This window comes from Bacillus sp. SG-1, assembly GCF_000181495.1.
Classification (GTDB): Bacteria; Bacillota; Bacilli; order Bacillales; family Bacillaceae_B; genus Rossellomorea.
This window is the reverse complement of the sequence record NZ_ABCF01000048.1, coordinates 1-22013: the sequence shown is the minus strand read 5'-3', so window position 1 is coordinate 22013 and position 22013 is coordinate 1. Positions and strand designations below refer to the sequence as shown.

Below are 22013 nucleotides of genomic sequence, written 5' to 3'. Positions count from 1 at the left end.
TTCTTTTGATTCTGCAAAAGAGAGAGAATATAATAGAGATTAGTGAAGTTTGAAAGGGGTTAGAAATTTGTCTGGTTTATATTTTTTATTAATTGTATTAGGTGCGATCATTGTCTATTCCGTTCTTACGTTTTTTATGCAAAAACGTATTGTCAATAACCTGACGGAGGAAGAATTCCGTGCAGGGTACCGTAAAGCCCAGTTGATTGATGTAAGGGAACCGAACGAATTTGAAAATGGTCATATATTAGGCGCAAGAAACATCCCGCTCTCACAGTTGAAACAAAGACAGCAGGAGATCCGCAATGATCAACCTGTATACTTGTACTGCCAAAGCGGAATGCGCAGCGGAAGAGCCGCTCAGATGCTTCGCCGTAAAGGCTATAAAGAGCTTCACCAATTACAGGGCGGTTTCAAAAAATGGACTGGAAAAGTGAAGAAGAAGAAATAATACAGGAAAGCCGAATCCATATCAGGACTCGGCTTTTTTATTTTGGTATTAAAAAATGCTTGGTTTCCGCTGCCAAACACTTTTGGCAAATTGAATGAATTATTGATTTCCGCTCCGGGTGCGCGACTCCGCCTGCGGGGTCTCACCTGTCCCGCTACTCCCGCAGGAGATCGCACACCTTACGCTCCAATCAACCATTCGTAAACAAATCAAGAAAAGTTAATGTGAAAAGCAGCACTTTTTGATAACAGCTTTTCGAGAAAACCGTTTCATTCCAGGGGGAAATGAATCTTATTTTCAAGTGTACCCGAAGATATGTTCTTTTTCAGCGTGTGTCTTCCCGCGAAATTAACTAAACTCGTCTAGCTCCAGGCCAAGGGCTTTTGAATCTGAGTGAAATCATTTTTATCTACTAAAAACGTACAAAAAACATGGCTAAATATAAACTCCCGGTTTTCCCTCCAGTAAATTATGATATGAATGATTGAGTCTCACTGCATCCACTAAAAAAAGGATGCCCCTCAAGGACATCCTTTCAACTTTTAATCTTCTTTTGTATATCGCAATACCGGTTTACGGGCAGCCAGTGTTTCATCCAGGCGCTTGATGACTGTTGTATGTGGAGCTTCCTGAACGATTTCCGGGTTTTCTTCTGCTTCTTTTGCAATCTGAATCATTGCATCGATGAACGCATCGATAGTTTCTTTTGATTCCGTTTCTGTCGGCTCGATCATCATGCATTCCTCTACATTCAGCGGGAAGTAGATGGTCGGTGGATGATAACCAAAATCCAACAGGCGTTTCGCAATATCCAGCGTACGGACGCCTAGCTTCTTCTGACGCTTTCCACTGATTACAAATTCATGTTTACAGTGACGGTCATATGGCAGGTCGAAATGAGGTGCAAGCCTGCGCATCATATAGTTGGCGTTGATGACTGCATTTTCGGTTACTGCTTTTAAACCGTCAGGACCCATTGTACGGATATAAGTATATGCACGGACATTGATTCCGAAGTTTCCGTAGTATGGCTTCACACGGCCGATTGACTGCGGGCGGTCATATTCAAATACATACTCATCATCGCGCTTCACCAGGACCGGTTTAGGCAGATAAGGGATCAAGTCAGCTTTTACTCCGACAGGACCGCTTCCAGGGCCGCCTCCGCCGTGTGGACCTGTAAATGTTTTGTGCAAGTTAAGGTGAACGACATCAAAGCCCATGTCCCCTGGACGTGCTTTGGACATAACGGCATTCAAGTTGGCTCCATCGTAATAAAGCTTACCTCCTGCTTCATGGACAATAGAAGCCATTTCCAGGATGTTCTCTTCAAACAGTCCTAATGTATTAGGGTTTGTAAGCATCAATGCGGCGGTATCCTCGCCGACCACACGCTTTAAATCTTCCATGTCCACAAGTCCGTTTTCATCAGACTTGACTGTAACCGTTTCAAATCCTGCCACCGTTGCTGAAGCCGGGTTCGTTCCATGAGCGGAGTCAGGAACGATGACTTTCGTACGGTTTGTATCACCATTTGCTTCATGGTATGCACGTATCATCATCAATCCGGTCCACTCACCGTGAGCTCCTGCTGCCGGCTGAAGGGTCACTTCATCCATCCCGGTAATTTCTTTCAGGTGTTCCTGCAGATCGAACATCAATTCTAATGCACCTTGAACACCTTTTGTTTCCTGAAGAGGGTGAAGGTGGGCAAAGCCATTGAACCTTGCAACATTTTCATTGATTTTCGGGTTGTATTTCATTGTACAAGAACCAAGCGGGTAGAATCCTGAATCGACACCATGGTTACGCTTGGAAAGTGCTGTGTAATGGCGCATGATATCCAGTTCCGAGACTTCGGGAAGTTCAGGTGCTTCTTCCCGTGTGTATTCTGCAGGAATCAATTCTGACAAGTCTACTTGTGGAACATCCATTTCAGGGAGACTGTAGCCAGTACGTCCTTCTTTTGATAGTTCAAAAATGAGAGGCTGATCGTTCTTAAGCATGATAATCCCCCAATTCTTTAGCAAATGTATCGATCTCTTCTTTTGTACGAAGTTCAGTAACCGCTACAAGCATATGGTGAGTTAAATCAGAATCTACGAGTCCAAGGTCATATCCACCAATGATTCCTTTTTGGAGCAGCGCTGAATTAATTTCTTTTACAGGACGGTTTGTTTTGATGACAAACTCATTGAATGATGGACCTTCAAATGCCACATCAATCCCGGCTTGTTTAAGTGCTTCTTTGGCATAATGCGCTTTTTGGATGTTTTGGACCGCCATTTCCTTGACGCCGTTCTTTCCTAGAGCAGTCATTGCAACAGAGGCTGCCAGTGCATTCAAAGCCTGATTGGAACAAATGTTGGAAGTGGCTTTGTCACGGCGTATATGCTGTTCGCGCGCCTGAAGAGTCAACACGAAGCCGCGCTGGCCATCCTCATCAACTGTCTGTCCAACAAGTCGGCCCGGTACTTTACGCATAAGCTTTTTCGTCACGGCAAAATATCCGCAGTGCGGTCCGCCAAAGGCAGTTGGAATACCAAACGGCTGGGCATCCCCAATGACAATATCAGCTCCAAGCTTTCCTGGAGGTGTCAGCACTCCAAGTGCCAAAGGATTCGATGATACGACAAACATCGCCTTCTTGTCATGAACAATGCTTTCCAGTTTTGCAAGTTCTTCTACTCTTCCAAAGAAGTTAGGATACTGTACGACGACCGCAGCAATCTCGTCTGACATCAATTCTTCCAATGCATTTTCATCTGTCACGCCGTTTTTATGGGGAATTTCTACAACTTCAATGTACTGTCCCTTTGCATAGGCGCGCAAAACATCTCTTGATTCCGGATGTACGGTGCTGGAAACAAGAACTTTCTTCCTTTTTGTCTGTCCGGCACTCAGCATGGCCGCTTCAGCAAGAGCTGTACCGCCGTCATACATTGATGAGTTGGCTACGTCCATCCCTGTCAATTCACAAATCATTGTCTGGAATTCGAAAATGGCCTGAAGTTCGCCTTGAGAGATTTCAGGCTGATATGGTGTATAAGCCGTATAAAACTCAGAGCGGGATAATACATGATCTACTATGACAGGCATGTAGTGATCATAAACACCAGCACCAAGGAATGAAGAATTCGAGCGCAAGTCTGCGTTCTTTGCAGCCAACTGGCTCAATTCCTTCATCAAGGATGTTTCAGCTTTCGCTTTCTTAATGTTGTATTCGCCCTTGAATCTGACTTTTTCAGGAATATCTTCAAATAGCTCATCTACAGAGCTGACTCCAATTGCTTCCAGCATTTCCTTTTGATCGTGTTCTGTCATCGGTAAATAACGATGTTTCATAAGGAATCCCCTCCCTGCTACTTCTTTGGTCTTTTATAAAATGGTGTAGGCACAACTTTTGCTTTAAGCTTCTTATTGCGGATTTCAACATGTAACTCAGTATCCAACGCACTGTGCTCCGTTTTGATAAGAGCAAGTCCGATATTCTTCTTTAATGTAGGTGATTGTGTTCCAGTCGTTACCTCACCAATTTCTTCATTATTTAAAAATACCTTGTATCCATGACGCGGAATTCCTCGTTCAAGCATTTCAATACCGACGAGTTTCCTTGGAGATCCCTCTTTTTTCTGGCTTTTCAATGTTTCTTTACCAAGAAAATCAGCTTCTTTATCAACTTTCACAGCAAAGCCGATTCCTGCTTCGATCGGAGTGATGTCAGCAGAAAGTTCCTGTCCGTAAAGAGCCAGATTCGCTTCGAAACGAAGGGTATCCCTTGCGCCCAGGCCGCAAGGAAGAATTCCTTCTTGTTCGCCCGCTTTCAGGATATCTCTCCAAAGAGATGAAGCGCTTTCTGAAGGACAATAGATTTCAAAACCATCTTCCCCTGTGTAGCCTGTTCTGGATACAAGAGCTTTGATTCCATTTAAATCAACTTCATTTTGAAATTTAAAAAATCCGATATCACTTAATGTTGTTTCATTGGCCAGCTTCTGAAGGATTTGTTCTGCAAGCGGTCCTTGAATGGCCAATTGGGCATAATCCCCTGATAAATTATTTAATTCAACACTTTCGTCAACATGATCTTGAAGCCACTGATAATCTTTTTCTATATTGGCCGCATTTACAACAAGGAGGTAATGGTTATCCTCGATTTTATACACAAGCAAATCATCAACGGTTCCACCGTTCTCATAACACATTGCCGTGTATTGTGCACCGCCGTCTTTAATGCGGGATATATCATTTGTCATCATCTTCTGCAGATATTCCAGTGATCCGCTTCCTTTGACTTCAATTTCCCCCATATGAGACACATCAAATAAACCAGCTTTGGTGCGCACCGCTTCATGCTCTTCTTTAATGCTTGAGAATTGAACTGGCAGCTCCCAGCCTCCAAAATCGATGCATTTTCCGCCATTTTCCTTGTACACTTCGAATAAAGGCGTACGTTTCAGTTGTGCCATTGTATTTCCCCCTTCGTTGAGATCATCATTCTATGAACCTTCTTTACTAGTCCTGACCGTTTCACAAGAGATGTCATTCAAACAACACACAAAAAAGGACAGAACAACCCCTTGTTAAGAGATCCTCTGTCCTTTCACCTGAAAGTTTAACCATCTGATGGCTTTTCTTCTTGGGTGGCTTCGTAAAACTGAAACACTCTCCAGAGATGCGTCCGGCAAGAGTCTTTTTGCCTGAGAGATTCACAAGAAATTTGCTTGCTCCTTCGGCGCTGTTATCCAACAGTCTCTCCTCTTGCTTTCATTCGCCAATATTCATTGAATAAATTGGTCATACTAACAATATAAAGAATTCTGCTCGTAAATAGAATGTTCGGTTTTTAACAAATTTCTAAACTTTAAAAATTCTACTTACATCCTATCATTAATAATGCATATTCGGCAATATTTTTATGATCAAATAAGGAGTTGTTTTTCATGGACGTAGAAGTACTATTTGATGATAGCTGGAGCGAGGAATTGGATTCCAGAATAGAGAAGGACGGCCCCTGGTCTGACTGGGATTTATTCAAGCTGGCCGTCGAGGTAGAGGAGCGTACTGTAATCCCGAACTTTGAGGGTCTTCAAGCGCCAAAACATTTGTCTAACCTTACTCCGCTCCCTCATCAGCTTGAAGTCGCGAAACAAGTCGTCGAATCAATGAATGGCAAGGCCATCCTCGCTGATGAGGTGGGGCTGGGAAAAACGATAGAGGCTGGACTTATATTAAAAGAATATATGATTCGGGGACTTGTAAAGAAAGTGTTGATCCTTGTCCCTGCTTCCCTTGTTTCCCAATGGGCAATTGAGTTGAACTCCAAATTTTTCATCCCTGCTGTGGCACAGAAAAAAAGTTACGTATGGGATCAATGTGACATTGTGATTTCTTCTATAGACACTGCCAAACGCAGCCCGCACAGGGAAAAGGTATATGAGCAAAACTATGATCTAGTCATCATTGACGAAGCCCATAAACTAAAAAATCATAAAACCAAAAACTATGAGTTCGTCCAGAACCTAAAAAAGAAGTTCTGTTTGCTGCTGACCGCCACTCCCATCCAAAATCGTGTGGAAGAAATTTTTCACCTTGTGTCTCTTTTAAAGCCAGGCCATCTGGGGAATGAATCAGGTTTTGCGGAGAAATATAAAAAAGGAAAACGCTCTGTCGGCAACGATGCCCACTTGAAGGAATTGGTCAATAAGGTCATGATCCGGAACCGGAGAAGTGATACAGGCATCGAATGGACCAAGCGCCATGTAAAAACTGTCCTTATCGATTTTACAACTGAGGAAAGAGCGCTGTATGAGAGCTTCAATATATTAAAGGGACCGTATGAAGACTGGGTCTCGAGTTCCTTCTCACTTCTAACGCTGCAAAGAGAGGCATGCAGCAGCCGGGAAGCCGTCTTCTATACATTGAAGAATATGCTTCAACGCACTGATCAGCCATCAGCGCAGCTAACCAACAGCGTGAATGCGTTAATGAAAAAAGTAGAGGCTGTTCAAACGAATTCCAAAGCCCAAGAGGCACTGAAAATCATCCAATCTGTCAATGATAAGGTCATTATTTTCACAGAGTATAGAGCGACACAATTATATTTACAATGGTTCCTCAAACAAAACGGAATCACCTCTGTACCTTTTCGCGGCGGATTCAAAAGAGGGAAAAAAGACTGGATGCGGGAACTGTTTAAGAATCATGCACAGGTACTGATCGCGACAGAAGCAGGCGGCGAGGGGATCAACCTGCAATTCTGCCACCATATCATCAACTTCGACCTGCCTTGGAATCCAATGAGGTTAGAGCAGAGAATCGGCAGGGTTCACAGGCTTGGACAGACAGAAGATGTTCATATTTATAATTTTGCTACAAGGGATACGGTCGAGGAACACATATTGAAACTGCTCTATGAAAAAATAAGTCTGTTTGAAAAGGTAATCGGGCAGCTTGACGACATTCTCACAAAGCTTGATTTCGGAAAATTCGAGGATCATATAGAAGATATTTTCACCCATTCCCGGTCCGAGGGTGAAATGAAGATCAAAATGGATAACCTGTCGGCAATGATCCAATTCGCCGAAAATATGAAGGAGGAGCAAGAAAATGCAGCAAGCCGAAATACATCAATTTCTTGAGCGTTATTTCACTGCCAATGAATGTGAAATTGTCGAGAACCATCCTGGTTATATGAACGTGCAGTTGACCATTGATATGGATAAAGAGCTGATGAACCGGCCGTTTTACTGGCATTACTTAGAAAAAACAGGCGGGATTCCGAATCCTATGAGGCTTTGTTTAATAACCAACCAAGAGAAGGCACCTGAAAATATGAAAGGTGAAGTACTTCACTTTGGCTCGCCCAGACTTCATCAAATCTTTCGTTCAGCAAGGAGGCTGGCAAGCTATACCCGCCTCTATGAGAACAAACCAACGATGCCTGGAAATCAAACACCCTTACAGCCGTGGCTCGGCTTGAATATAAAGGTATCTTACCAATGCGACTTGAAAAAGGATCTCCTTAAATCCATTGGATTGAATCTCATTAACGGGCTAATGAAGGAAAACTTCCACCAGGAACTGATGAAAAAGAACTTAACTCCTAAAATACCAGACTTATCATTCACCCTTACTCCTATCATCAAGCCAAGGAGCGGGATTGCACGGATTCGCACTCAGATCCAGAAAGAACTGCAGTCCCAACCGACAGACTGGGCGAATGCAGCAAGGCAGCGATGGCAGGAGGATCTCGACCTTCTTGATCAATTCTATGATGGCCAGGATGAAAAACCGGAATCCTACTATGTTGAAAAACAGGCACTTGCTGAACAATATGAACCCAAGATTAAGGTGGAAATCATTAATGGCGGACTATTCTATCTTAGCCAATAGTCGATGATAACCCTTTCTAACGATTTTGGGGTCTACTCTACCGCCCCGCGTAGTTCACAGAACCGGAATCAGGGGTGGAACCGTTTGTAAGGGTACGTCGCTGCAGGCTCGCGCATCCGGTGAAAAGCTCTCTACCATCTGCCGCCGGACGACTCCATTCTTCTCTTGCAGAAGCCGCATGTTCCTGTGCTGATCCTCCTGATAATTAGAACAGCGATGGCGGTCACATACCTGGAGCGGAAACCAGCTCACCTAACCAAAAAGACAGCCAAACAAAAAGCGGGATAGAAACAATAAAGTTTCAATCCCGCTTTTTATTTCTTTTTAAATATGAGCATCAAAGCATATGGTATGACACCAAACCAGCGAAACAGAAAGGTTGGCCTTTCATTTTTCCTCAGTTCTTTAATGTTTTTCCTTTCCAGAGGTGATTTTTCAAAATGCTTGACGACCGTTTGCGTCATAAATTTGACATAATCATTGATTGACATAGAATCCCCCATCCTTAAGGCTCTACCTGTTAGTTTCACCAGGACTGTCAATCTTTAAACAAGAAAGGATTTTTTTGACCGTTTCTTCTACCGTCAAACCAGATGTATCAATCATGTGATCTGCTGCCCCTTCATATAGCGGGTGCCTTTCCTCATACAATGATTTCAAGCCGTCCAATCCCTTCTGAATGACCAGAGGCCTTGCTGCATCATCGGCAATGCGTTTGACAAGCTCTTCAAAGCGACAGTTTAACCAAATGACTTTTCCTTTTTCTTTCATTACCTGACGATTGACTTCCCTGCCGGCCATTCCTCCGCCAGTCGTCACAACCACCCCATCATCATTTAACTCATGAAGAATTTCTGTTTCCATTTCCCGGAATCTCTTTTCACCATATACCGCAAATATTTCTCTTATTTTCATTTGATATTTCTCTTCAATCAACTGATCGGTGTCTATACAATCACAATTAAGCTGTTGCGCAAGAGCACCTCCGATGGTCGTCTTCCCAGACCCCATGAAACCGATTAAGAATATCATCTATACCCTACTCCCAAACCAAGATTTCTTTTGTTGCATTTTCATATTTGACCAAGACTGGTTCATAACTCTTATTATCTGTTTCAAATGAAAGAATTAATGTCGTAACCTGGTCTTCTTTCTTCACTTCATATCGTACTACACCAGCCGGATAGGTGAAAGTTCCATCCACGGAATTTTCTTCTTTTAACAATTTATGAGCGGAGTAGAGAATCAAGCTTTCTCTTTTATACCCATCTTCCATCACATCTAGGTAAGAGTACCTGGAGACAAAAATAGCTGAAGCCGCAACTGAAAAGAGTAAGATTGCAATTGACAGCATCATGGCCATCGGGAGAATATATCCTTTTTCATTAATCATATGTGAAGAACCTTCCTATCTGAAGATTCCCTTCAAAACTTGCGTGGATTTCTATGCCATTTTGAATGTTATTCAGCTCCAAAGCATCCAAAGGACCCAGAACAATTTCATGCCCCCTTTTGTCTACCCTCCGCCTGATATATTCCCCATATTTCTCATAAGTAATTTCCTGATCATCTTTCATAAAAATGATGGAGAATTCCGTCACGTTGACAGCCTTAGCTCCTCTGAACTCCTGCCTGAACTGATGGCTGAACAAATTCCACTCATACTCTTTGGAGGGATCGAGCTTTGTCTCAACCAGCGTGATCCCCGTTATGATTACAGGAAGGCAAGTTGCGATGACCAAAAAGGCACATAAAGAAAAGATGGATTGCAGAAGTGTAAATCCTCCCTGATTTTTCATTCCCCCGTCCCCTCCTTCAAACAGAGGTTCTCGCTTTCTCCTCTATAAACTTCGTAGGTAATACAGGTTTTTTCCTCACTTATGTTTACCTGGTATTCTTTTCCCATCCTCTGATACCTGTAGCTTTCCGCTTTGCCAGCAAACATCTCTTCTTCCAAATGTTCGTATAGCACCCTTGCAGCGGTGAGAGTATTTTCCTTTTTTTCAAGAGCAGACATTACACTAAAGACCATAGGCAGAAACAGCCCCATCACCATAAAAACAGACGAGACGGCAATAAGGGCTTCAGAGGTTCCGAATCCTTTCTCATTCTTGAACATTAAATCTTCCCTGCCCAATCTGGAAAGTGACTTTTATTTGTTCCTCACCAGCTATATAGTAAAGAGACCCGAACCTGTCAGTGTTTCCATTGGGGTAAAAGGTGAGACTGCTTAGTGAGGAATTCGGGATTTGCGAAATCCCCTCAGGAAGATTCCGTACAAATAAACTCTCCCCTCCGACCACCCTGCCTGAATATTTGCCGCCATAAGGATAGAACTGCAAACTTACTTCTTCTTTCTTATTGATTGCATAGCTTTGCAGGTAGTACAAGTCTGATTTCAGCAACGAGATGAAGTTCTTTCTAGTAAGAGTATCGTGTATAGGGAGAATGAGAATTGAGGTAAAAATCAGAAGAGTCAGGGAGATGGACAAAACCACGAGCATCTCAACCATTGTATAACCGTTTTGTTTGCCCTTTATTTTACTCCACAACAACAGAGACAGCTCCCTCACTATCAATAGCGAGTGCTCTTCCATCCGGACATTGTTGGTACTCTTGGTTTAAATATCCCGCATCCGCCAACTCCTGTAAATTTAAGGGGATCTTTTGTTTATCCATCCGGTAGGCTTCCACCTGTCCTTCCACCATGTTTCGGAATGCCTCACAGCCCTTATTATTAATGGATGTTCCCTGCTTCGTCACATTTGGTATAGTGATAAACAACAAGACAGATATCACCAACAGTACAATCATCATTTCAATCAGGGTAAAACCTTTCTGATTTTTCAGCATATAAATTCCTCCTTTAGTTTAAAAGAATAGGGTACTTGTCACCCCAGGGACTGCATTACCTGGAACAGCGGAATCATGATAGAAAAGTAGATGAGAAGAATAAACACTCCAATAAACAGAAAAACGGCGGGCTGGATGACGGATAACAGTTTCTTTCCGCTGACCTCGAGGGTTTCCATACAAAATTGACTATAAGTGAAGAGTTCTCTCGGCAACTGCCCCCGTCTTTCTCCATGTCTGATTACCTCTATTAATCCATCTGTAAATAATCCGAAATACTCGACTGACTCCGGGAAGCTCTTGCCAATCCTTAAATCCTGAATCATTCGTTCTGCCAGTTCTTTAAAGAGAGGTCTATATGATTGGCTGCCGACTTCAGTCAACGCCTGATTTATAGACATACCGCTGTTAAGCAGGTAACTCATTTCACGGGAAAAGAATTGGGTATAGAACAGTTTCAGATACGGAGAGAAAAAGGGTATTCTCAGAAGAAACTCAGCTTTTTTTATCGGAGTTTGGGATTTATAGCGGGAAAAAAATGCACCTCCTGCCAATAACAAGAAGGCAACAAATGCTGCAGCAAGAAGCGGGAGCCTGTCAATAAAGACAAGGATTATACCAATACGATTTTCGGGTGTATATCCAAGGGATGAGTAGAGAGAGTGAAATTGAGGAAACAGCACACTTTTTAAGAGAATCATCACACCAACCAGAATGAACAACAGAACAATGGGATATGTCATTACTTTCTGTAACGCTTGTCGATCTTTTTGTCTTGCAATTAGGTATTCCCCTGCCGAGATCAGGGTCTCAGCCATTCTTCCATGCTTTTCAGCAAAATAAATTTGAGAACAGACCTGAAGGGGCAGCCCCAGATATTTTAGAGAATCAGATAAGGACGAACCATTCTGCAGATGAAAGAGCATCTTTTGTTTCAGCTTATCTTGTTGCCGATAGTGTCCGATGAAAACAAATTCTATTGCCTCTGTCAATGAGTAGCCAATTTCCAGGAGCTCACCAAGCCGTTTTAGGAAAGCACCCTTATCCTTGATAGTCTTCTTTACTCTAATTTCCATCTGTTCAATTCCTTAAGCGGGATATATCCCAGTGCATACCCCTTTTGGAGCAAATCCGTCAGGGTAGGATATTGATAATTTACCAGCTCTCCTTTGGCTTCCTTCATCACTTGCTCTAATGCTTTCCCGCTTATAATTTCATAAACGGAAGCCCTATTTGACCCCGGATTCCTTGTACAATTTTCAGAACAAGTATCTCCGCAAAATGGACAAATCAGATTAATGAGCCGCTGAGCGGAAGCAGCAATCAGGCTCTGCTGAATTTCATGCCACTCGATTCCTAATTCCATTAAACGGTAGACTGCTCCTTTGGCATCTTTAGTATGCATTGTTGACAACACTAGATGGCCTGATAACGCTGCTCTGATTGCAATCTCCGCAGTTTCTTCATCGCGAATCTCCCCTACCATGATAATATCAGGATCATGCCTCAGAATCGCACGCAGTCCCGCCGCATAGGTGACTCCGGCCTTTTCATTCACTTGGACTTGTACTAATGAGTCATTGTATTTTTCAACAGGGTCTTCCAATGTCACAACATTTCTTTGCATAACAGAAGAGCAATGCTCGACAAGAGAATACAGTGTTGTGGTTTTACCGCTTCCTGTTGGGCCGGTAAACACAATTAATCCATGGGAATTCATCAATAATGCAAGAAGTTTACGGGCTGAGGAAGGGTATAGAGCTAACTTTTCAACTGGCAGGCTTTTCTGTTGTGGGAGTATCCTGATAACAAGACTTTCTTTCAAGCTGGAAGTGGGTAATGTAGAGACTCGAAGATCAAGTGGTTTGTTTCCGAGGTGAAAAGTGAAGGATCCGCTTTGAGGTTTTCTTTTTTCACCTATATCCATGGAAGCCATGAATTTAAAATGTGATATCAGTCTTTCTCCTTCGGGTATTGGAATGCTTACATTAGGGGTGAGGATTCCGTTTCTTCGATGCTGCATGAGGTAATCAGCTTTACGGGGGAACAAGTGAACATCAGTTGCATTTTTGGTTACTGCTTTTTTCACAATCGAATCGGCTAAGGCTTCAATTGAATAATATATGAGCTGCACCACCTTTCATTTATTCAGTAATCCATTTCGACAAGATTTTATTTTTTCCTTCTTTTTTTGCATATTTTTTTTAGTTTTTTTCATACTATTACTGTAACACTTTATCAATGGGCTATAGCCAAGCGGTAAGGCATCGCACTTTGACTGCGACATGCGTTGGTTCGAATCCAGCTAGCCCAGTAACCAAGAAAAGTTGAGGCGGAGTTTCAGCGTTGTACGGATCAGAAGATTCTTGTAAAAAAGAATCATGCAAAATGAGCGATATCGTTATGTGCTGACCGGTGGATTCAGACTAGAAAAGAGAGAGGGGTGCAGAATTGCACCTACCTCTCTTTTTTTCTGTATGGAACTATTATGAGGTATGAGGTTACGGCTGTGGATGTGACTATTAAGGGAAAACCAGAAGGGGATTAGACAGTCAGCTGATAAACAGCCCTTTTATCAGTTAAACTTCTGATACCTTCCGGGTCATAGCCTACAACAAGTTTTTTCCCATCGGAAAGCAAAGGCCTTCTAAGCAGCTTCGGCTCCTCTGAAATCAATTTAACAACCTCAGAAAGACTGAGCTCTTCAATATTGACATCCAGGGCCTTATATTTTTGGCTGCGGGTTGCGAGAATTTCATCTACTCCATTTGTCGTCATTGATAATAGATTAATGATTTCCTCTTGCGTAGGGCCATTTCTGAAAATATGTCTTTCTTCAAAATCAACTGAATTCGTCATCAGCCATTTTTTCGCTTTTCTGCACGATGTACAACTGGGATACGTAAAAAAAGTAATTTTCGTCATCATTACATCCTCCCTTATTCTTCTTATACAAATAATACATTAATTGTATACCACTTGTATAACTGTTGTACACCATTTGAACTTAATTTTAAATATTTTTATTTCAGCATTTTTTCCATACTTGGTGCCGGGCGCTCTCATGCAACGCGGTACATTATTTCAACAAGACCTTCGGAATGATGACATGCGCTCGGCTTGCGCGGTGCATCATTTCTTCATGAACTCTAGAATGATGTCATGTGCTCGCCTCACGCGGTACATCATTTCATTACGAATTTCATAATGATGTCATGCGCTCGCCAGGCGCAGTACATCATTTCAACCAGCACTTCAAAATGATGTCATGCGCTCGACCTGCGCGGGACATCATTTCATCATGAACTTCATAATGATGTCATGCGCCCGCCAGGCGCGGGACATCATTTCAACCAGCACTTCATAATGATGTTATGCGCTCGCCTCGCGCGGGACATCATTTCATTACGAACTTCATAATGATGTCATGCGCTCGCCAGGCGCAGTACATCATATCAACCAGCACTTCAAAATGATGTCATGCGCTCGACCTGCGCGGGACATCATTTCATCATGAACTTCATAATGATGTCATGCGCCCGCCAGGCGCGGGACATCATTTCATTACGAACTTCATAATGATGTCATGCGCTCGCCAGGCGCGGTACATCATTTCAACCAGCACTTCATAATGATGTCATGCGCTCGACCCGCGCGGGACATCATTTCATCAACACCTACAAAATGATGCTCCTCGCTCACCCTGTACGGCGCAACAAAAAACTTTAACCATCTTTTCTTCTCGTTAAATGAAAGTAAGGGTAATTCTTCTGAAATAGTGGTATATTAGTAGTAAAGTTCCAGATTTTTTGGTTATCTGTCAGCTATGTGCGGTAATCGTCACAAACTGGTTACAAAGATTATTTACTTTTGATGGATTATTCCTTTATAATGTTTATTGATGGACTGAGGGTGCAAAGGAGGGATACATATGGATCGTATGTACAGAGTATTAGGATTCTGGACTGGGATTTTCGCAGTCATGTTTTTCCTGGGTGATATGAAAACGACTTCATTGATCTTTTTAGGACAAACAGGATTCTTCATTCTGCTAGGTTATTTGAAATTATCTGAGCGTATGTATATTTATATTTTCTTCGGATACTTAACTGTTTTCTTTGCCGGCTTCACTTATTGGACAGTATTTATGATGACGCCTGGCGCAGCGCACTAATAAAAAAACCTTAAAGCTTTTTAGCTTTAAGGATTTTTTTATTTTATCAGCTATTTGATTGTTAATAAGGTGAAGGCACCCGAAGAAGCCTCAATACAATTAGATTAATTCACCGCAGGATAATTTTAGAATCCATTCAAGAATGGGTTCGAATCCATTTCATTTCCAATAGTGGTTTCAGGTCCGTGTCCTGATAAAACTATTGTATCCTCAGGTAAATTCAATAAATGGTCATGGATGCTTTTTAACAGTTCGTCATGATGGCCTCCTGGAAGATCCGTTCTCCCGATACTCCCCATGAATAAGGTATCTCCTGAAAACACAACCTGTTCCTCTGGATAATAATAAGAGATACTGCCTGGGGAATGTCCAGGGGTCTCATACAAGTCAAAAGTAAAATCACCTACTGATAAAGTCTTTTCATTTGTTAATATGTAATCAGCCGGTTTCATCCTTACCAGTTCGCTCATAGCAAAAAATTGGGAACCGTTTAAAGAGGGGTCCATAAGCCATTTTGCTTCTTTCTCATGAACATAAAGCGGAATTTCAAATGCTTCCCTGACTTTGTCTACTGCGCCGATGTGATCAAAGTGGGCATGGGTCAGTAAGATTGCCAACGGCTTTAATTGATTGGTCCTCAGCCACTTTATTAACTTTCCTGCTTCCTCGCCCGGATCAAAGATTACACATTCCTTTTTCTCATTCCAAACACAATAACAATTTGTCTGCAAAGGGCCTAGAGGTAATCGTTTCCATTTCAACCCGGCCACCTCCCATAATGATTTACTTATTATTGTATCATTTCTGACGTTGATGTAAAAAATAAACAACATTCATGCGGAACTCTTTATTAGAAAGACAGCGTTTGTATTGCAGGTTTTCAAGCTGCAAAAGCAGTTTACTCCTTATGTTCCACCCAGCATTAAGATCAAAAAAATTTGTAATGAAAAACTAATAATGTTTAAATATCGGGGTAATTGGAAAGATAAAATCAGAAGAAAGTTTTTTGGATTTATTTTAGTTGTTGAAGAGAACTTAGACATAGAAGTGTCAAACATTTGAACTGTACAAACGCTAAAAAAAAATATAAAATAAATGTAAGTGCAATTTATTACATAGGCTATCATCATAATCCTACTTTTGGGACTTTCGTTAATAAAGGGGATTAATTGAAAGGAGTTTTGACCGATGGGTTTTGCTATCATTACAGCTCTAGTAACTTTGCTTGCTCTATTCGCCAGCATTAGTGCGTTGAAAAACAAAAATGCTCTTGGCATTCTTTTCGGATTGGGAACACTTGGCGTTTTTGGCTGGTTCACGATCATGACCGTCCTTCACTCAGGTTATCCTGGCGGACACTAAAAAATGGAGCCCTTTGGCTCCATTTTTTTATTATTTTTTACCTTCAAGGTCCAAAATAATCTCAGAGTTTACTTTGGACCGAGGCAAGTTTATCCTCCATTTTTCTCTTCTTATCCCGACGATCATCTATTCTGATATTTGTCGCGACTCTTTGGATTCCCTTATTAAAAGGTGCCTCATGAATTTCCTGTACTATCCGGAACAGGTCAGAAAGTTCCCCTTCAATCAATGTACTCATAGGGGTGAGCTTAAATGAAATCGTTCCTTCATCTTGATGTTTCTGAAGAATCCTTTGCACGTCAGCTACATAATCACTTACACTAGGTGTTTCAGTTCCAATAGGTATTACGGTAACGTCTACAATTGCCAATCCTCATTCATCCTTTCTACTCAATGATGATCAAATCAGTTGCCTCTTTATTATTTAAATCAATTGCTGTTTTTAAATCGTACCCCGTTAAACAGTAATCTCCTCCAGGTGAACATTGGAGCGGTTCATTATCAAGACCTGCCATGACTTTCTCCCTCACTCCTGTTTGAATGTCCCAGCGCTCCAATGTAAATTTCCCATTATAGGCATCCGCAGGCATTGATTCCGAGGCAGTCAAAGAGACAAAACTGTCTTCGGTGTCTATCTTATCATAATAGGGAATCATCCAGTTAGAATAGCTGCTCAGCAATGGAGTCGAGAAGGTTGAGGCAATTACACCCTCTTCTGTAACAAACTTATATTTCCCCTCTCCTTCAGCTTCCTTAGACAAAGTTATGGATAAAATGTATGGATTCATCGAATCATAATGAACCGTTTCGTCTTCCACAAGTTTTCTTTCTTCTGAATATAGGTTTTGGGAATAAAGGGGAGCTGTCAGGCTGATGCTCTCCTCCGGCCACTCTTGATAGAGAAAGCTGTTCTCCAAATGCCACTTTAAAAATGGCTGTGGAGCTTTAACCTCTGTTAATGTACCTTCTAAGATATCTGCCAGCAATGTTTTGAAACTCCAATCTTCAGAAAAACTCGTAATAAACAATAAATCTGTATTATGTTCATTCCACTCAAATGAAATTTCATAGGAATCTATATCTTTTTGAAACAATACTTCACCATCCAAATCAATGACTGTTGCTGAAGCTGAATAAGTCAGTGGAGCCGCGTGCACCAACACCCTTTTCCTGTCGGGCCCCAGCTGTGCATCCACGATAAATTTCGGATTCGTATATATGATCCTTTGACTGCCGGAGAAAATGTTATATTCAAGCAGCTGATTGCCATCCTCTCCTTTGGATAAAATCAACACTCTCTCAGAGTCGATCCAATCTATCACTCTCATAAAGGAGTTTTCTTTCATAACTAATGGTGTTAACTCTTCCTCTGTTACCAGAGGTTGATCAAGTTCCAGATCATTTTCCGATTCTGGTTGAGAAGGCTCAGTGTTTTCAGGAATATCACCATTGCAGGAGGCTAACAAAAAGAAGCATGACAAAATAAAAAACAGCTTCCAGGTATTATTCATGTTATCCCCTCCCTCATAATCTCTCCATAATAATTAGTACGTATTTATTGTTAAAATGTTTCAAATTTATTAAATATATATCTGACCAAGCGCTTTCTTCCTTAAGACTTGAAACACCCCGTAAAAAAAGGCTGAGTTTCTAAAAGCCAAGGAAGAAAAACCACTAAAAAGGTTCTAAAAAAAGGCTGTCAGGGTATTTATACCTGGACAACCTTTCTTATATGAACAGATGACTATTACATTTTAACTTGCATTGTCAGTTTTAACAATTAATAATATCTGCAATATTATTCCACTTCACCTGTAGATGGCCACAAGAAAAATCCCCAGGACCGATTCATAAATTTGGTTAAATTGAGACAAAGGCAATGGATTGATACCTTTGCCAAGCTCAACCGTAAAACCAGGCCGTTGAAACTCTTGAATAAACCAATCCTTGTATCCCGCATAACTGTCTATATATCTTACAGACCGATAACCGCTGACCCTTTCAAATTCCTCAGCGAGCATTTCTGCTTCAGGGGGTTCCAGCCCTTCATACCCCCAATAAAACTCTTCTCCTTGAGTATGCAGCGCAAGCACCCTGTCAAGATCGCCTCTCCTTGCGAGTTCAGCCATAGCTATCGATTCCGGCTCAGATAATGGCTTATAGCCTGGGAAATCACGTGGAGCAGGACTTTTTTCTTCTTTTCTTTCCTTTTCCAATTCCCACTTTGCAGGATATTGATTATTCAAGTCCACTCCGTTGATATTGGCTTTCCACCCTGAAAAGTCTGTACTTCCCTTATTAATCTCAATCAGCCGCTCTCTCAATGAAGCCGGCGGACCTGTGATGACTAAATCAACACCATCAGGATTTACCATCGGAACAAGAGATAAAGTGATGTTATTGTATAGAGGTTCTGTCACTACGCCCCTGATCGCTCCCCTGTTGACTAACGATAATAAGTATTCATTCATGAACCTCATTAAAATCGGGGTAGTGATCCACTCATTAGCATGAAAAGATGCATCTATGTGAACTTTCTTCGGTCCGTTACCAATGAGGATCTCGAAAAGTGGCTTCCCTAACACACTTTCTCCAATCTTGTTGACTCTCACAAAGGGAAACGCATATATTAAGCGGTTGATATCTTTCTCCAAGACTTCAGACGAATAGGCTTGCTGCCCCATCACAACAGGGCGGGTGATCCGGAGCGGGACATCGATGACCGTACCTGCCTGCAGAGCATTGGGGTTAAGATCCTGATTCAGGAGCAGCAATGCGTCTACAGCAAGGTTCCTGCTTCTGGCAATTCCCCAGAGTGAATCACCTGGTTGAATTGTATACTGTCCGGCATAAAATCCGGGAATTCTTACCGTCTGACCGATTTGTAAGGCACTGCTGCTTACACCTGGATTTGAATCAGAAATCAACGGAAGGGGAAGGTAAAACAACTGACTGTAATAATAAAAAGTATCGCCTCTTCGGACTCTTACTTCCATTGTTCATTCCTCCTGTAATCACACTCTCTTTCTACATGTATGTTGTAAAAAGTGTTTGATGACAAGAAAAACGTACTGGTTTCACAGCAAATCACGGAAAATTGAACACTACTCCGTCTCCAGGAATTGCTGCCTGGGCCGCTTCCCTTCACCTGCCACTCTCCGAGGCTCCCTTCGAAATCTCACACGTCAATTGGCCGGCAGTGACGACATCTTGACTGGCCTTTTACCCATAAATAAAAGTCTGCGGATAACCCGCAGACTTTAGATGGAAATTTATTCTTCTTTAGTAGAAATCGCACCATTCTTCTGTTCATAGAAACGAAGTAAATCTCCATAAATGATTTGATCCGAATAATTCAGCTCTTGCTGAGTCCGTTCAATATATGGTTCACAGAATTTCATGTCATCAGGCTGTTCTGTCTCTTTGTTATAACATTCACCTTCAGTATAAACATGATCCTTAGTGATAAAGCTTCCGTCTCTCAAGATGGCAAGGTCTTCATGATCTTTCGAGAACAAATCTGATCCGAATTGGATGTCCCCTTTAGTGTCAATTCCAAGAAGGTTAAGAAGCGTCGGGCGAAGGTCAACTTGACCTCCAACTTCTGTTAAAGTCTTCCCTTCTTCTCCAGGAATGTGGATGATTAAAGGCACACGTTGAAGTTGAGTGTGTACAAAAGGATCTACTTCTTTACCAAGGTATTTACTCATTGCCACATTGTGGTTTTCAGAGATGCCATAATGGTCACCATACATAACGATCACTGAATCTTCATATATACCGGTGTCTTTCAGCTCTTGGATGAAATTTTTAACCGCTTCGTCCATGTAACGGACAGTTTGGAAGTAACGGTTTAAAGTACCTGAGTTCGAGTCAAACTCGTCAATATACTTATCTTCTTCATCAAGATAGAAAGGATAATGGTTAGTCAACGTAATCATCTTAGTATAGAAAGGTTGCTCCATTTGTTTCATGTGTTCCACTGACTGAAGGAAGAATGGTGTATCCTTCATTCCCCAGTTAACGGAGTTTTCTTCCGAGATGTCATACTCTGTCATGGAATAAAACTTATCGTATCCAAGAGAACCGTACATAATATCACGGTTCCAGAAACTTTTGTTGTTAGCATGCATCACAGAAGTGAAATAACCAGCCTCATTCAAGCGACTTGTCATGGACTGATATTCATTTCCGGAATGAGTAAAGAATACAGCCCCCCGGTTTAATGGATAAAGCGAGTTATCCAGAATAAATTCAGAGTCTGAGGTTTTCCCCTGCTGCGTTTGATGGTAAAAGTTCTCAAAGTAATAACTGTCTTTGATGAAGTCATTAAGGAAAGGAGTTACTTCTTCCCCGTTCATTGTATTGTTAATCGGGAAAGTTTGAAGGGATTCCAATGAAATCACAATCAGATTCTTCCCTTTGGCCGCTCCAAAAAGCTCTTTATCAGGATTCACATGACTTGCACGGACATAGTTATCAATATCAGCAAGTTCACTGCCGTCAGCAAGGGCACGTTGTGCTGATGACTTAGACTGCAGGAACGCATCATAGATGTGATAATTATAAGTTCCGATATTCTTCACAAGAATCTCTCTGTCGAATGTACGTGTTAACAACTGTGGTCTTTCTGCTTCAGCAAGACCAAGATTAAAGAAAGTAAGAGCAATCGCTACAAAGAAATATGCTCTTCTGTTTACCCTGCTGAACGTGTTCACTTCAAAAGTGGAAGGCTTAAACTTCACAAGCAGGGCAAGAATTACTGTATCAATGAAATAAAGTGAGTCTGACCAATTGATAATTTCCCCTGCGCTTGTGCCAAGATCAGCAAAGTTACTTGTCTGCATCAGTACAGGCAGAGTCAGGAAGTCATCAAAGAATCGGTAGAAGGCGACATTCCCATATAACACAAAGGAAAGGATAAAACTTGCCGTCAGGATGTACCTTACCCTCGACTTTTCATTTTTCATAAATAAGCTTACCCCAAAGATAAACAGCAGAAAGCTTAATGGGTTGATAAATAATATAAATTCCTGCATTACATTTTCAATCTTAATATCAAAACTAGTTTGATAGACAATATACGTTTTTAGCCATAGTAACACTGAAGCAATGATGACTAGTGAAACTTTAGGCAATCTTACGTTCTTCATATTTTACCTCCTTGCTGCGTTATATTGCGCAACAGCTTTCTAATGGAAGATATTGGATTATTTTTACATTATCAGGTTACTCCATCTGATAATCAATCAATATCTTAATACTTTTTTTACATTCCGTCAATTGTAAGTTAATTTAGACAGTTTAGTTTGGAAAATTAGGCTGATTTACAATTCCCTTATATAAGACGAGCCAAACCGGTAAAAGTTTCAAATATTCGTCTATTTTTCTAAAACCATCCTAAATACCTATAATGAATTGCTTGTTCAGGGTTTACGGCATATTTGAAATAGTATGACCCTATGCAGCATCATTATGACTATATTTGTGACCAGATAAAATCATTTATCCCAGATTTTTCTTTCCACTATAAATAAATGATTGTTCACCATGATACTCCTTTATTCGGTAAAGAGCCAGAGCAAATTTATTCCATTTCCTATAAACCTCCCAGCAGCCAAGAAATACACTTTTGAATAGATAAGACATATCACACCTAAACGCTGCTTATGAATCAAGTAATCTAAAAATCACAGACTTCAATATATGCAAAAAGGTGCTGATCATGTTCAGCACCTTTTAGAAAATTACTATTTAATGGGTTAAGCTATTTTATTT

General features: G+C 41.4%; 23 protein-coding genes, 1 tRNA gene and 2 riboswitches. Of the genes, 6 read left to right on the top strand and 18 right to left on the bottom strand.

Features of this window, described 5'->3' with window-relative positions; all coding sequences use genetic code 11:
• Positions 1-136: 136 nt before the first annotated feature.
• Complete coding sequence (locus BSG1_RS14760) at positions 137-451, top strand: rhodanese-like domain-containing protein (RefSeq protein WP_083802896.1); 315 nt, start codon at positions 137-139, stop codon at positions 449-451.
• Between the two features lie 542 nt (positions 452-993).
• Here the strand turns inward: BSG1_RS14760 and gcvPB are convergent.
• The 3 genes from gcvPB to gcvT are packed head-to-tail and all read right to left on the bottom strand — an operon-like array spanning position 994 to position 4920.
• On the bottom strand, positions 994-2457 hold the full coding sequence (gcvPB, locus tag BSG1_RS14755) for an aminomethyl-transferring glycine dehydrogenase subunit GcvPB (RefSeq protein ID WP_006837909.1): 1464 nt from the start codon (positions 2455-2457) through the stop codon (positions 994-996).
• Positions 2450-3796, bottom strand: coding sequence for an aminomethyl-transferring glycine dehydrogenase subunit GcvPA (gene gcvPA, locus BSG1_RS14750; RefSeq protein ID WP_006837908.1), 1347 nt, complete (start codon positions 3794-3796; stop codon positions 2450-2452). The genes gcvPB and gcvPA overlap by 8 nt, the downstream gene beginning before the upstream one ends.
• 17 nt (positions 3797-3813) lie before the next feature.
• Positions 3814-4920 carry a glycine cleavage system aminomethyltransferase GcvT gene (gene gcvT / locus BSG1_RS14745; RefSeq protein ID WP_006837907.1) on the bottom strand — a complete coding sequence of 369 codons (1107 nt, stop codon included), beginning with the start codon at positions 4918-4920 and terminating at the stop codon, positions 3814-3816.
• Positions 4921-5044: 124 nt separating this feature from the next.
• Positions 5045-5126, bottom strand: a riboswitch (glycine riboswitch).
• A 3-nt stretch (positions 5127-5129) separates the two neighbouring features.
• Positions 5130-5222: riboswitch (glycine riboswitch) on the bottom strand.
• A 172-nt stretch (positions 5223-5394) separates the two neighbouring features.
• Here gcvT and BSG1_RS14735 point away from each other — a divergent pair.
• Positions 5395-7092 carry a DEAD/DEAH box helicase gene (locus BSG1_RS14735; RefSeq protein WP_006837905.1) on the top strand — a complete coding sequence of 566 codons (1698 nt, stop codon included), beginning with the start codon at positions 5395-5397 and terminating at the stop codon, positions 7090-7092.
• Positions 7061-7846: a YqhG family protein gene (locus BSG1_RS14730; protein ID WP_006837904.1), complete on the top strand. Its 786-nt coding sequence runs from the start codon at positions 7061-7063 to the stop codon at positions 7844-7846. Before BSG1_RS14735 ends, BSG1_RS14730 begins: the two co-directional genes overlap by 32 nt.
• 314 nt (positions 7847-8160) lie before the next feature.
• On the opposite strand, the gene BSG1_RS20470 is transcribed toward BSG1_RS14730, so the two are convergent.
• Genes BSG1_RS20470 through comGA form a run of 9 tightly spaced genes read right to left on the bottom strand, consistent with a single transcriptional unit; the run spans position 8161 to position 12836 of the window.
• On the bottom strand, positions 8161-8337 hold the full coding sequence (locus tag BSG1_RS20470; RefSeq protein ID WP_083802895.1) for a YqzE family protein: 177 nt from the start codon (positions 8335-8337) through the stop codon (positions 8161-8163).
• Positions 8338-8359: 22 nt separating this feature from the next.
• Positions 8360-8878, bottom strand: coding sequence for a shikimate kinase (locus BSG1_RS14725; RefSeq protein ID WP_006837901.1), 519 nt, complete (start codon positions 8876-8878; stop codon positions 8360-8362).
• Between the two features lie 7 nt (positions 8879-8885).
• Positions 8886-9239 (bottom strand): competence type IV pilus minor pilin ComGG, encoded by a 354-nt coding sequence (comGG, locus tag BSG1_RS14720; protein ID WP_006837900.1) that lies wholly within the window; start codon positions 9237-9239, stop codon positions 8886-8888.
• Positions 9232-9645, bottom strand: coding sequence for a competence type IV pilus minor pilin ComGF (comGF, locus tag BSG1_RS14715; protein ID WP_006837899.1), 414 nt, complete (start codon positions 9643-9645; stop codon positions 9232-9234). The genes comGG and comGF overlap by 8 nt, the downstream gene beginning before the upstream one ends.
• Entirely contained in the window at positions 9642-9983 is a 342-nt protein-coding gene (locus tag BSG1_RS14710) for a hypothetical protein (RefSeq protein ID WP_156791494.1), read from the bottom strand. Before BSG1_RS14710 ends, comGF begins: the two co-directional genes overlap by 4 nt.
• Positions 9952-10401: a competence type IV pilus minor pilin ComGD gene (gene comGD / locus BSG1_RS14705; RefSeq protein WP_044022961.1), complete on the bottom strand. Its 450-nt coding sequence runs from the start codon at positions 10399-10401 to the stop codon at positions 9952-9954. The genes BSG1_RS14710 and comGD overlap by 32 nt, the downstream gene beginning before the upstream one ends.
• Positions 10388-10699 carry a competence type IV pilus major pilin ComGC gene (comGC, locus tag BSG1_RS14700; RefSeq protein ID WP_006837896.1) on the bottom strand — a complete coding sequence of 104 codons (312 nt, stop codon included), beginning with the start codon at positions 10697-10699 and terminating at the stop codon, positions 10388-10390. Before comGC ends, comGD begins: the two co-directional genes overlap by 14 nt.
• A 38-nt stretch (positions 10700-10737) precedes the next feature.
• On the bottom strand, positions 10738-11775 hold the full coding sequence (gene comGB / locus BSG1_RS14695) for a competence type IV pilus assembly protein ComGB (RefSeq protein ID WP_006837895.1): 1038 nt from the start codon (positions 11773-11775) through the stop codon (positions 10738-10740).
• Positions 11760-12836 carry a competence type IV pilus ATPase ComGA gene (gene comGA, locus BSG1_RS14690; protein ID WP_006837894.1) on the bottom strand — a complete coding sequence of 359 codons (1077 nt, stop codon included), beginning with the start codon at positions 12834-12836 and terminating at the stop codon, positions 11760-11762. The genes comGB and comGA overlap by 16 nt, the downstream gene beginning before the upstream one ends.
• 105 nt (positions 12837-12941) lie before the next feature.
• Here comGA and BSG1_RS14685 point away from each other — a divergent pair.
• Positions 12942-13013: transfer RNA gene (locus BSG1_RS14685), tRNA-Gln, on the top strand.
• Positions 13014-13243: 230 nt separating this feature from the next.
• Here the strand turns inward: BSG1_RS14685 and BSG1_RS14680 are convergent.
• Entirely contained in the window at positions 13244-13624 is a 381-nt protein-coding gene (locus BSG1_RS14680) for a Spx/MgsR family RNA polymerase-binding regulatory protein (protein WP_083802893.1), read from the bottom strand.
• A 1006-nt stretch (positions 13625-14630) separates the two neighbouring features.
• Between BSG1_RS14680 and BSG1_RS14675 the strand changes: the two genes are divergently transcribed.
• The gene (locus tag BSG1_RS14675; RefSeq protein ID WP_006837891.1) at positions 14631-14873 is read left to right on the top strand and encodes a DUF2626 domain-containing protein; all 243 of its coding nucleotides are present in this window, start codon (positions 14631-14633) and stop codon (positions 14871-14873) included.
• A 125-nt stretch (positions 14874-14998) separates the two neighbouring features.
• Here the strand turns inward: BSG1_RS14675 and BSG1_RS14670 are convergent, their stop codons facing one another.
• Positions 14999-15634 (bottom strand): MBL fold metallo-hydrolase, encoded by a 636-nt coding sequence (locus tag BSG1_RS14670; protein ID WP_006837890.1) that lies wholly within the window; start codon positions 15632-15634, stop codon positions 14999-15001.
• Positions 15635-16061: 427 nt separating this feature from the next.
• Here BSG1_RS14670 and BSG1_RS20465 point away from each other — a divergent pair, with 427 nt between their 5' ends.
• Positions 16062-16235, top strand: a complete 174-nt coding sequence (locus BSG1_RS20465; RefSeq protein ID WP_006837888.1) for a DUF2759 domain-containing protein — start codon at positions 16062-16064, stop codon at positions 16233-16235.
• A gap of 61 nt (positions 16236-16296) precedes the next feature.
• On the opposite strand, the gene BSG1_RS14655 is transcribed toward BSG1_RS20465, so the two are convergent.
• From BSG1_RS14655 to BSG1_RS14640, 4 genes are all read right to left on the bottom strand, one after another.
• Positions 16297-16605, bottom strand: a complete 309-nt coding sequence (locus tag BSG1_RS14655; protein ID WP_006837887.1) for an MTH1187 family thiamine-binding protein — start codon at positions 16603-16605, stop codon at positions 16297-16299.
• Between the two features lie 16 nt (positions 16606-16621).
• Positions 16622-17746 carry a hypothetical protein gene (locus tag BSG1_RS14650; protein ID WP_006837886.1) on the bottom strand — a complete coding sequence of 375 codons (1125 nt, stop codon included), beginning with the start codon at positions 17744-17746 and terminating at the stop codon, positions 16622-16624.
• Positions 17747-18043: 297 nt separating this feature from the next.
• Positions 18044-19231: a M14 family metallopeptidase gene (locus BSG1_RS14645; RefSeq protein ID WP_006837885.1), complete on the bottom strand. Its 1188-nt coding sequence runs from the start codon at positions 19229-19231 to the stop codon at positions 18044-18046.
• 276 nt (positions 19232-19507) lie between these two features.
• Positions 19508-21388: an LTA synthase family protein gene (locus BSG1_RS14640; protein WP_006837884.1), complete on the bottom strand. Its 1881-nt coding sequence runs from the start codon at positions 21386-21388 to the stop codon at positions 19508-19510.
• Positions 21389-22013 lie beyond the last annotated feature (625 nt).

Coding starts and splice junctions, on each gene's coding strand:
- BSG1_RS14640 (WP_006837884.1), bottom strand. CDS start 21,388: ATGAAGAACGTAAGATTGCCTAAAGTTTCACTAGTCATCATTGCTTCA.
- BSG1_RS14760 (WP_083802896.1), top strand. CDS start 137: ATGCAAAAACGTATTGTCAATAACCTGACGGAGGAAGAATTCCGTGCA.
- comGG (WP_006837900.1), bottom strand. CDS start 9,239: ATGATTAATGAAAAAGGATATATTCTCCCGATGGCCATGATGCTGTCA.
- BSG1_RS14730 (WP_006837904.1), top strand. CDS start 7,061: ATGCAGCAAGCCGAAATACATCAATTTCTTGAGCGTTATTTCACTGCC.
- comGB (WP_006837895.1), bottom strand. CDS start 11,775: ATGGAAATTAGAGTAAAGAAGACTATCAAGGATAAGGGTGCTTTCCTA.
- BSG1_RS14735 (WP_006837905.1), top strand. CDS start 5,395: ATGGACGTAGAAGTACTATTTGATGATAGCTGGAGCGAGGAATTGGAT.
- gcvT (WP_006837907.1), bottom strand. CDS start 4,920: ATGGCACAACTGAAACGTACGCCTTTATTCGAAGTGTACAAGGAAAAT.
- BSG1_RS20470 (WP_083802895.1), bottom strand. CDS start 8,337: ATGTCAATCAATGATTATGTCAAATTTATGACGCAAACGGTCGTCAAG.
- BSG1_RS14645 (WP_006837885.1), bottom strand. CDS start 19,231: ATGGAAGTAAGAGTCCGAAGAGGCGATACTTTTTATTATTACAGTCAG.
- gcvPB (WP_006837909.1), bottom strand. CDS start 2,457: ATGCTTAAGAACGATCAGCCTCTCATTTTTGAACTATCAAAAGAAGGA.
- comGC (WP_006837896.1), bottom strand. CDS start 10,699: ATGCTGAAAAATCAGAAAGGTTTTACCCTGATTGAAATGATGATTGTA.
- BSG1_RS14650 (WP_006837886.1), bottom strand. CDS start 17,746: ATGAATAATACCTGGAAGCTGTTTTTTATTTTGTCATGCTTCTTTTTG.
- gcvPA (WP_006837908.1), bottom strand. CDS start 3,796: ATGAAACATCGTTATTTACCGATGACAGAACACGATCAAAAGGAAATG.
- BSG1_RS20465 (WP_006837888.1), top strand. CDS start 16,062: ATGGGTTTTGCTATCATTACAGCTCTAGTAACTTTGCTTGCTCTATTC.
- BSG1_RS14725 (WP_006837901.1), bottom strand. CDS start 8,878: ATGATATTCTTAATCGGTTTCATGGGGTCTGGGAAGACGACCATCGGA.
- BSG1_RS14680 (WP_083802893.1), bottom strand. CDS start 13,624: ATGACGAAAATTACTTTTTTTACGTATCCCAGTTGTACATCGTGCAGA.
- comGF (WP_006837899.1), bottom strand. CDS start 9,645: ATGAAAAATCAGGGAGGATTTACACTTCTGCAATCCATCTTTTCTTTA.
- BSG1_RS14675 (WP_006837891.1), top strand. CDS start 14,631: ATGGATCGTATGTACAGAGTATTAGGATTCTGGACTGGGATTTTCGCA.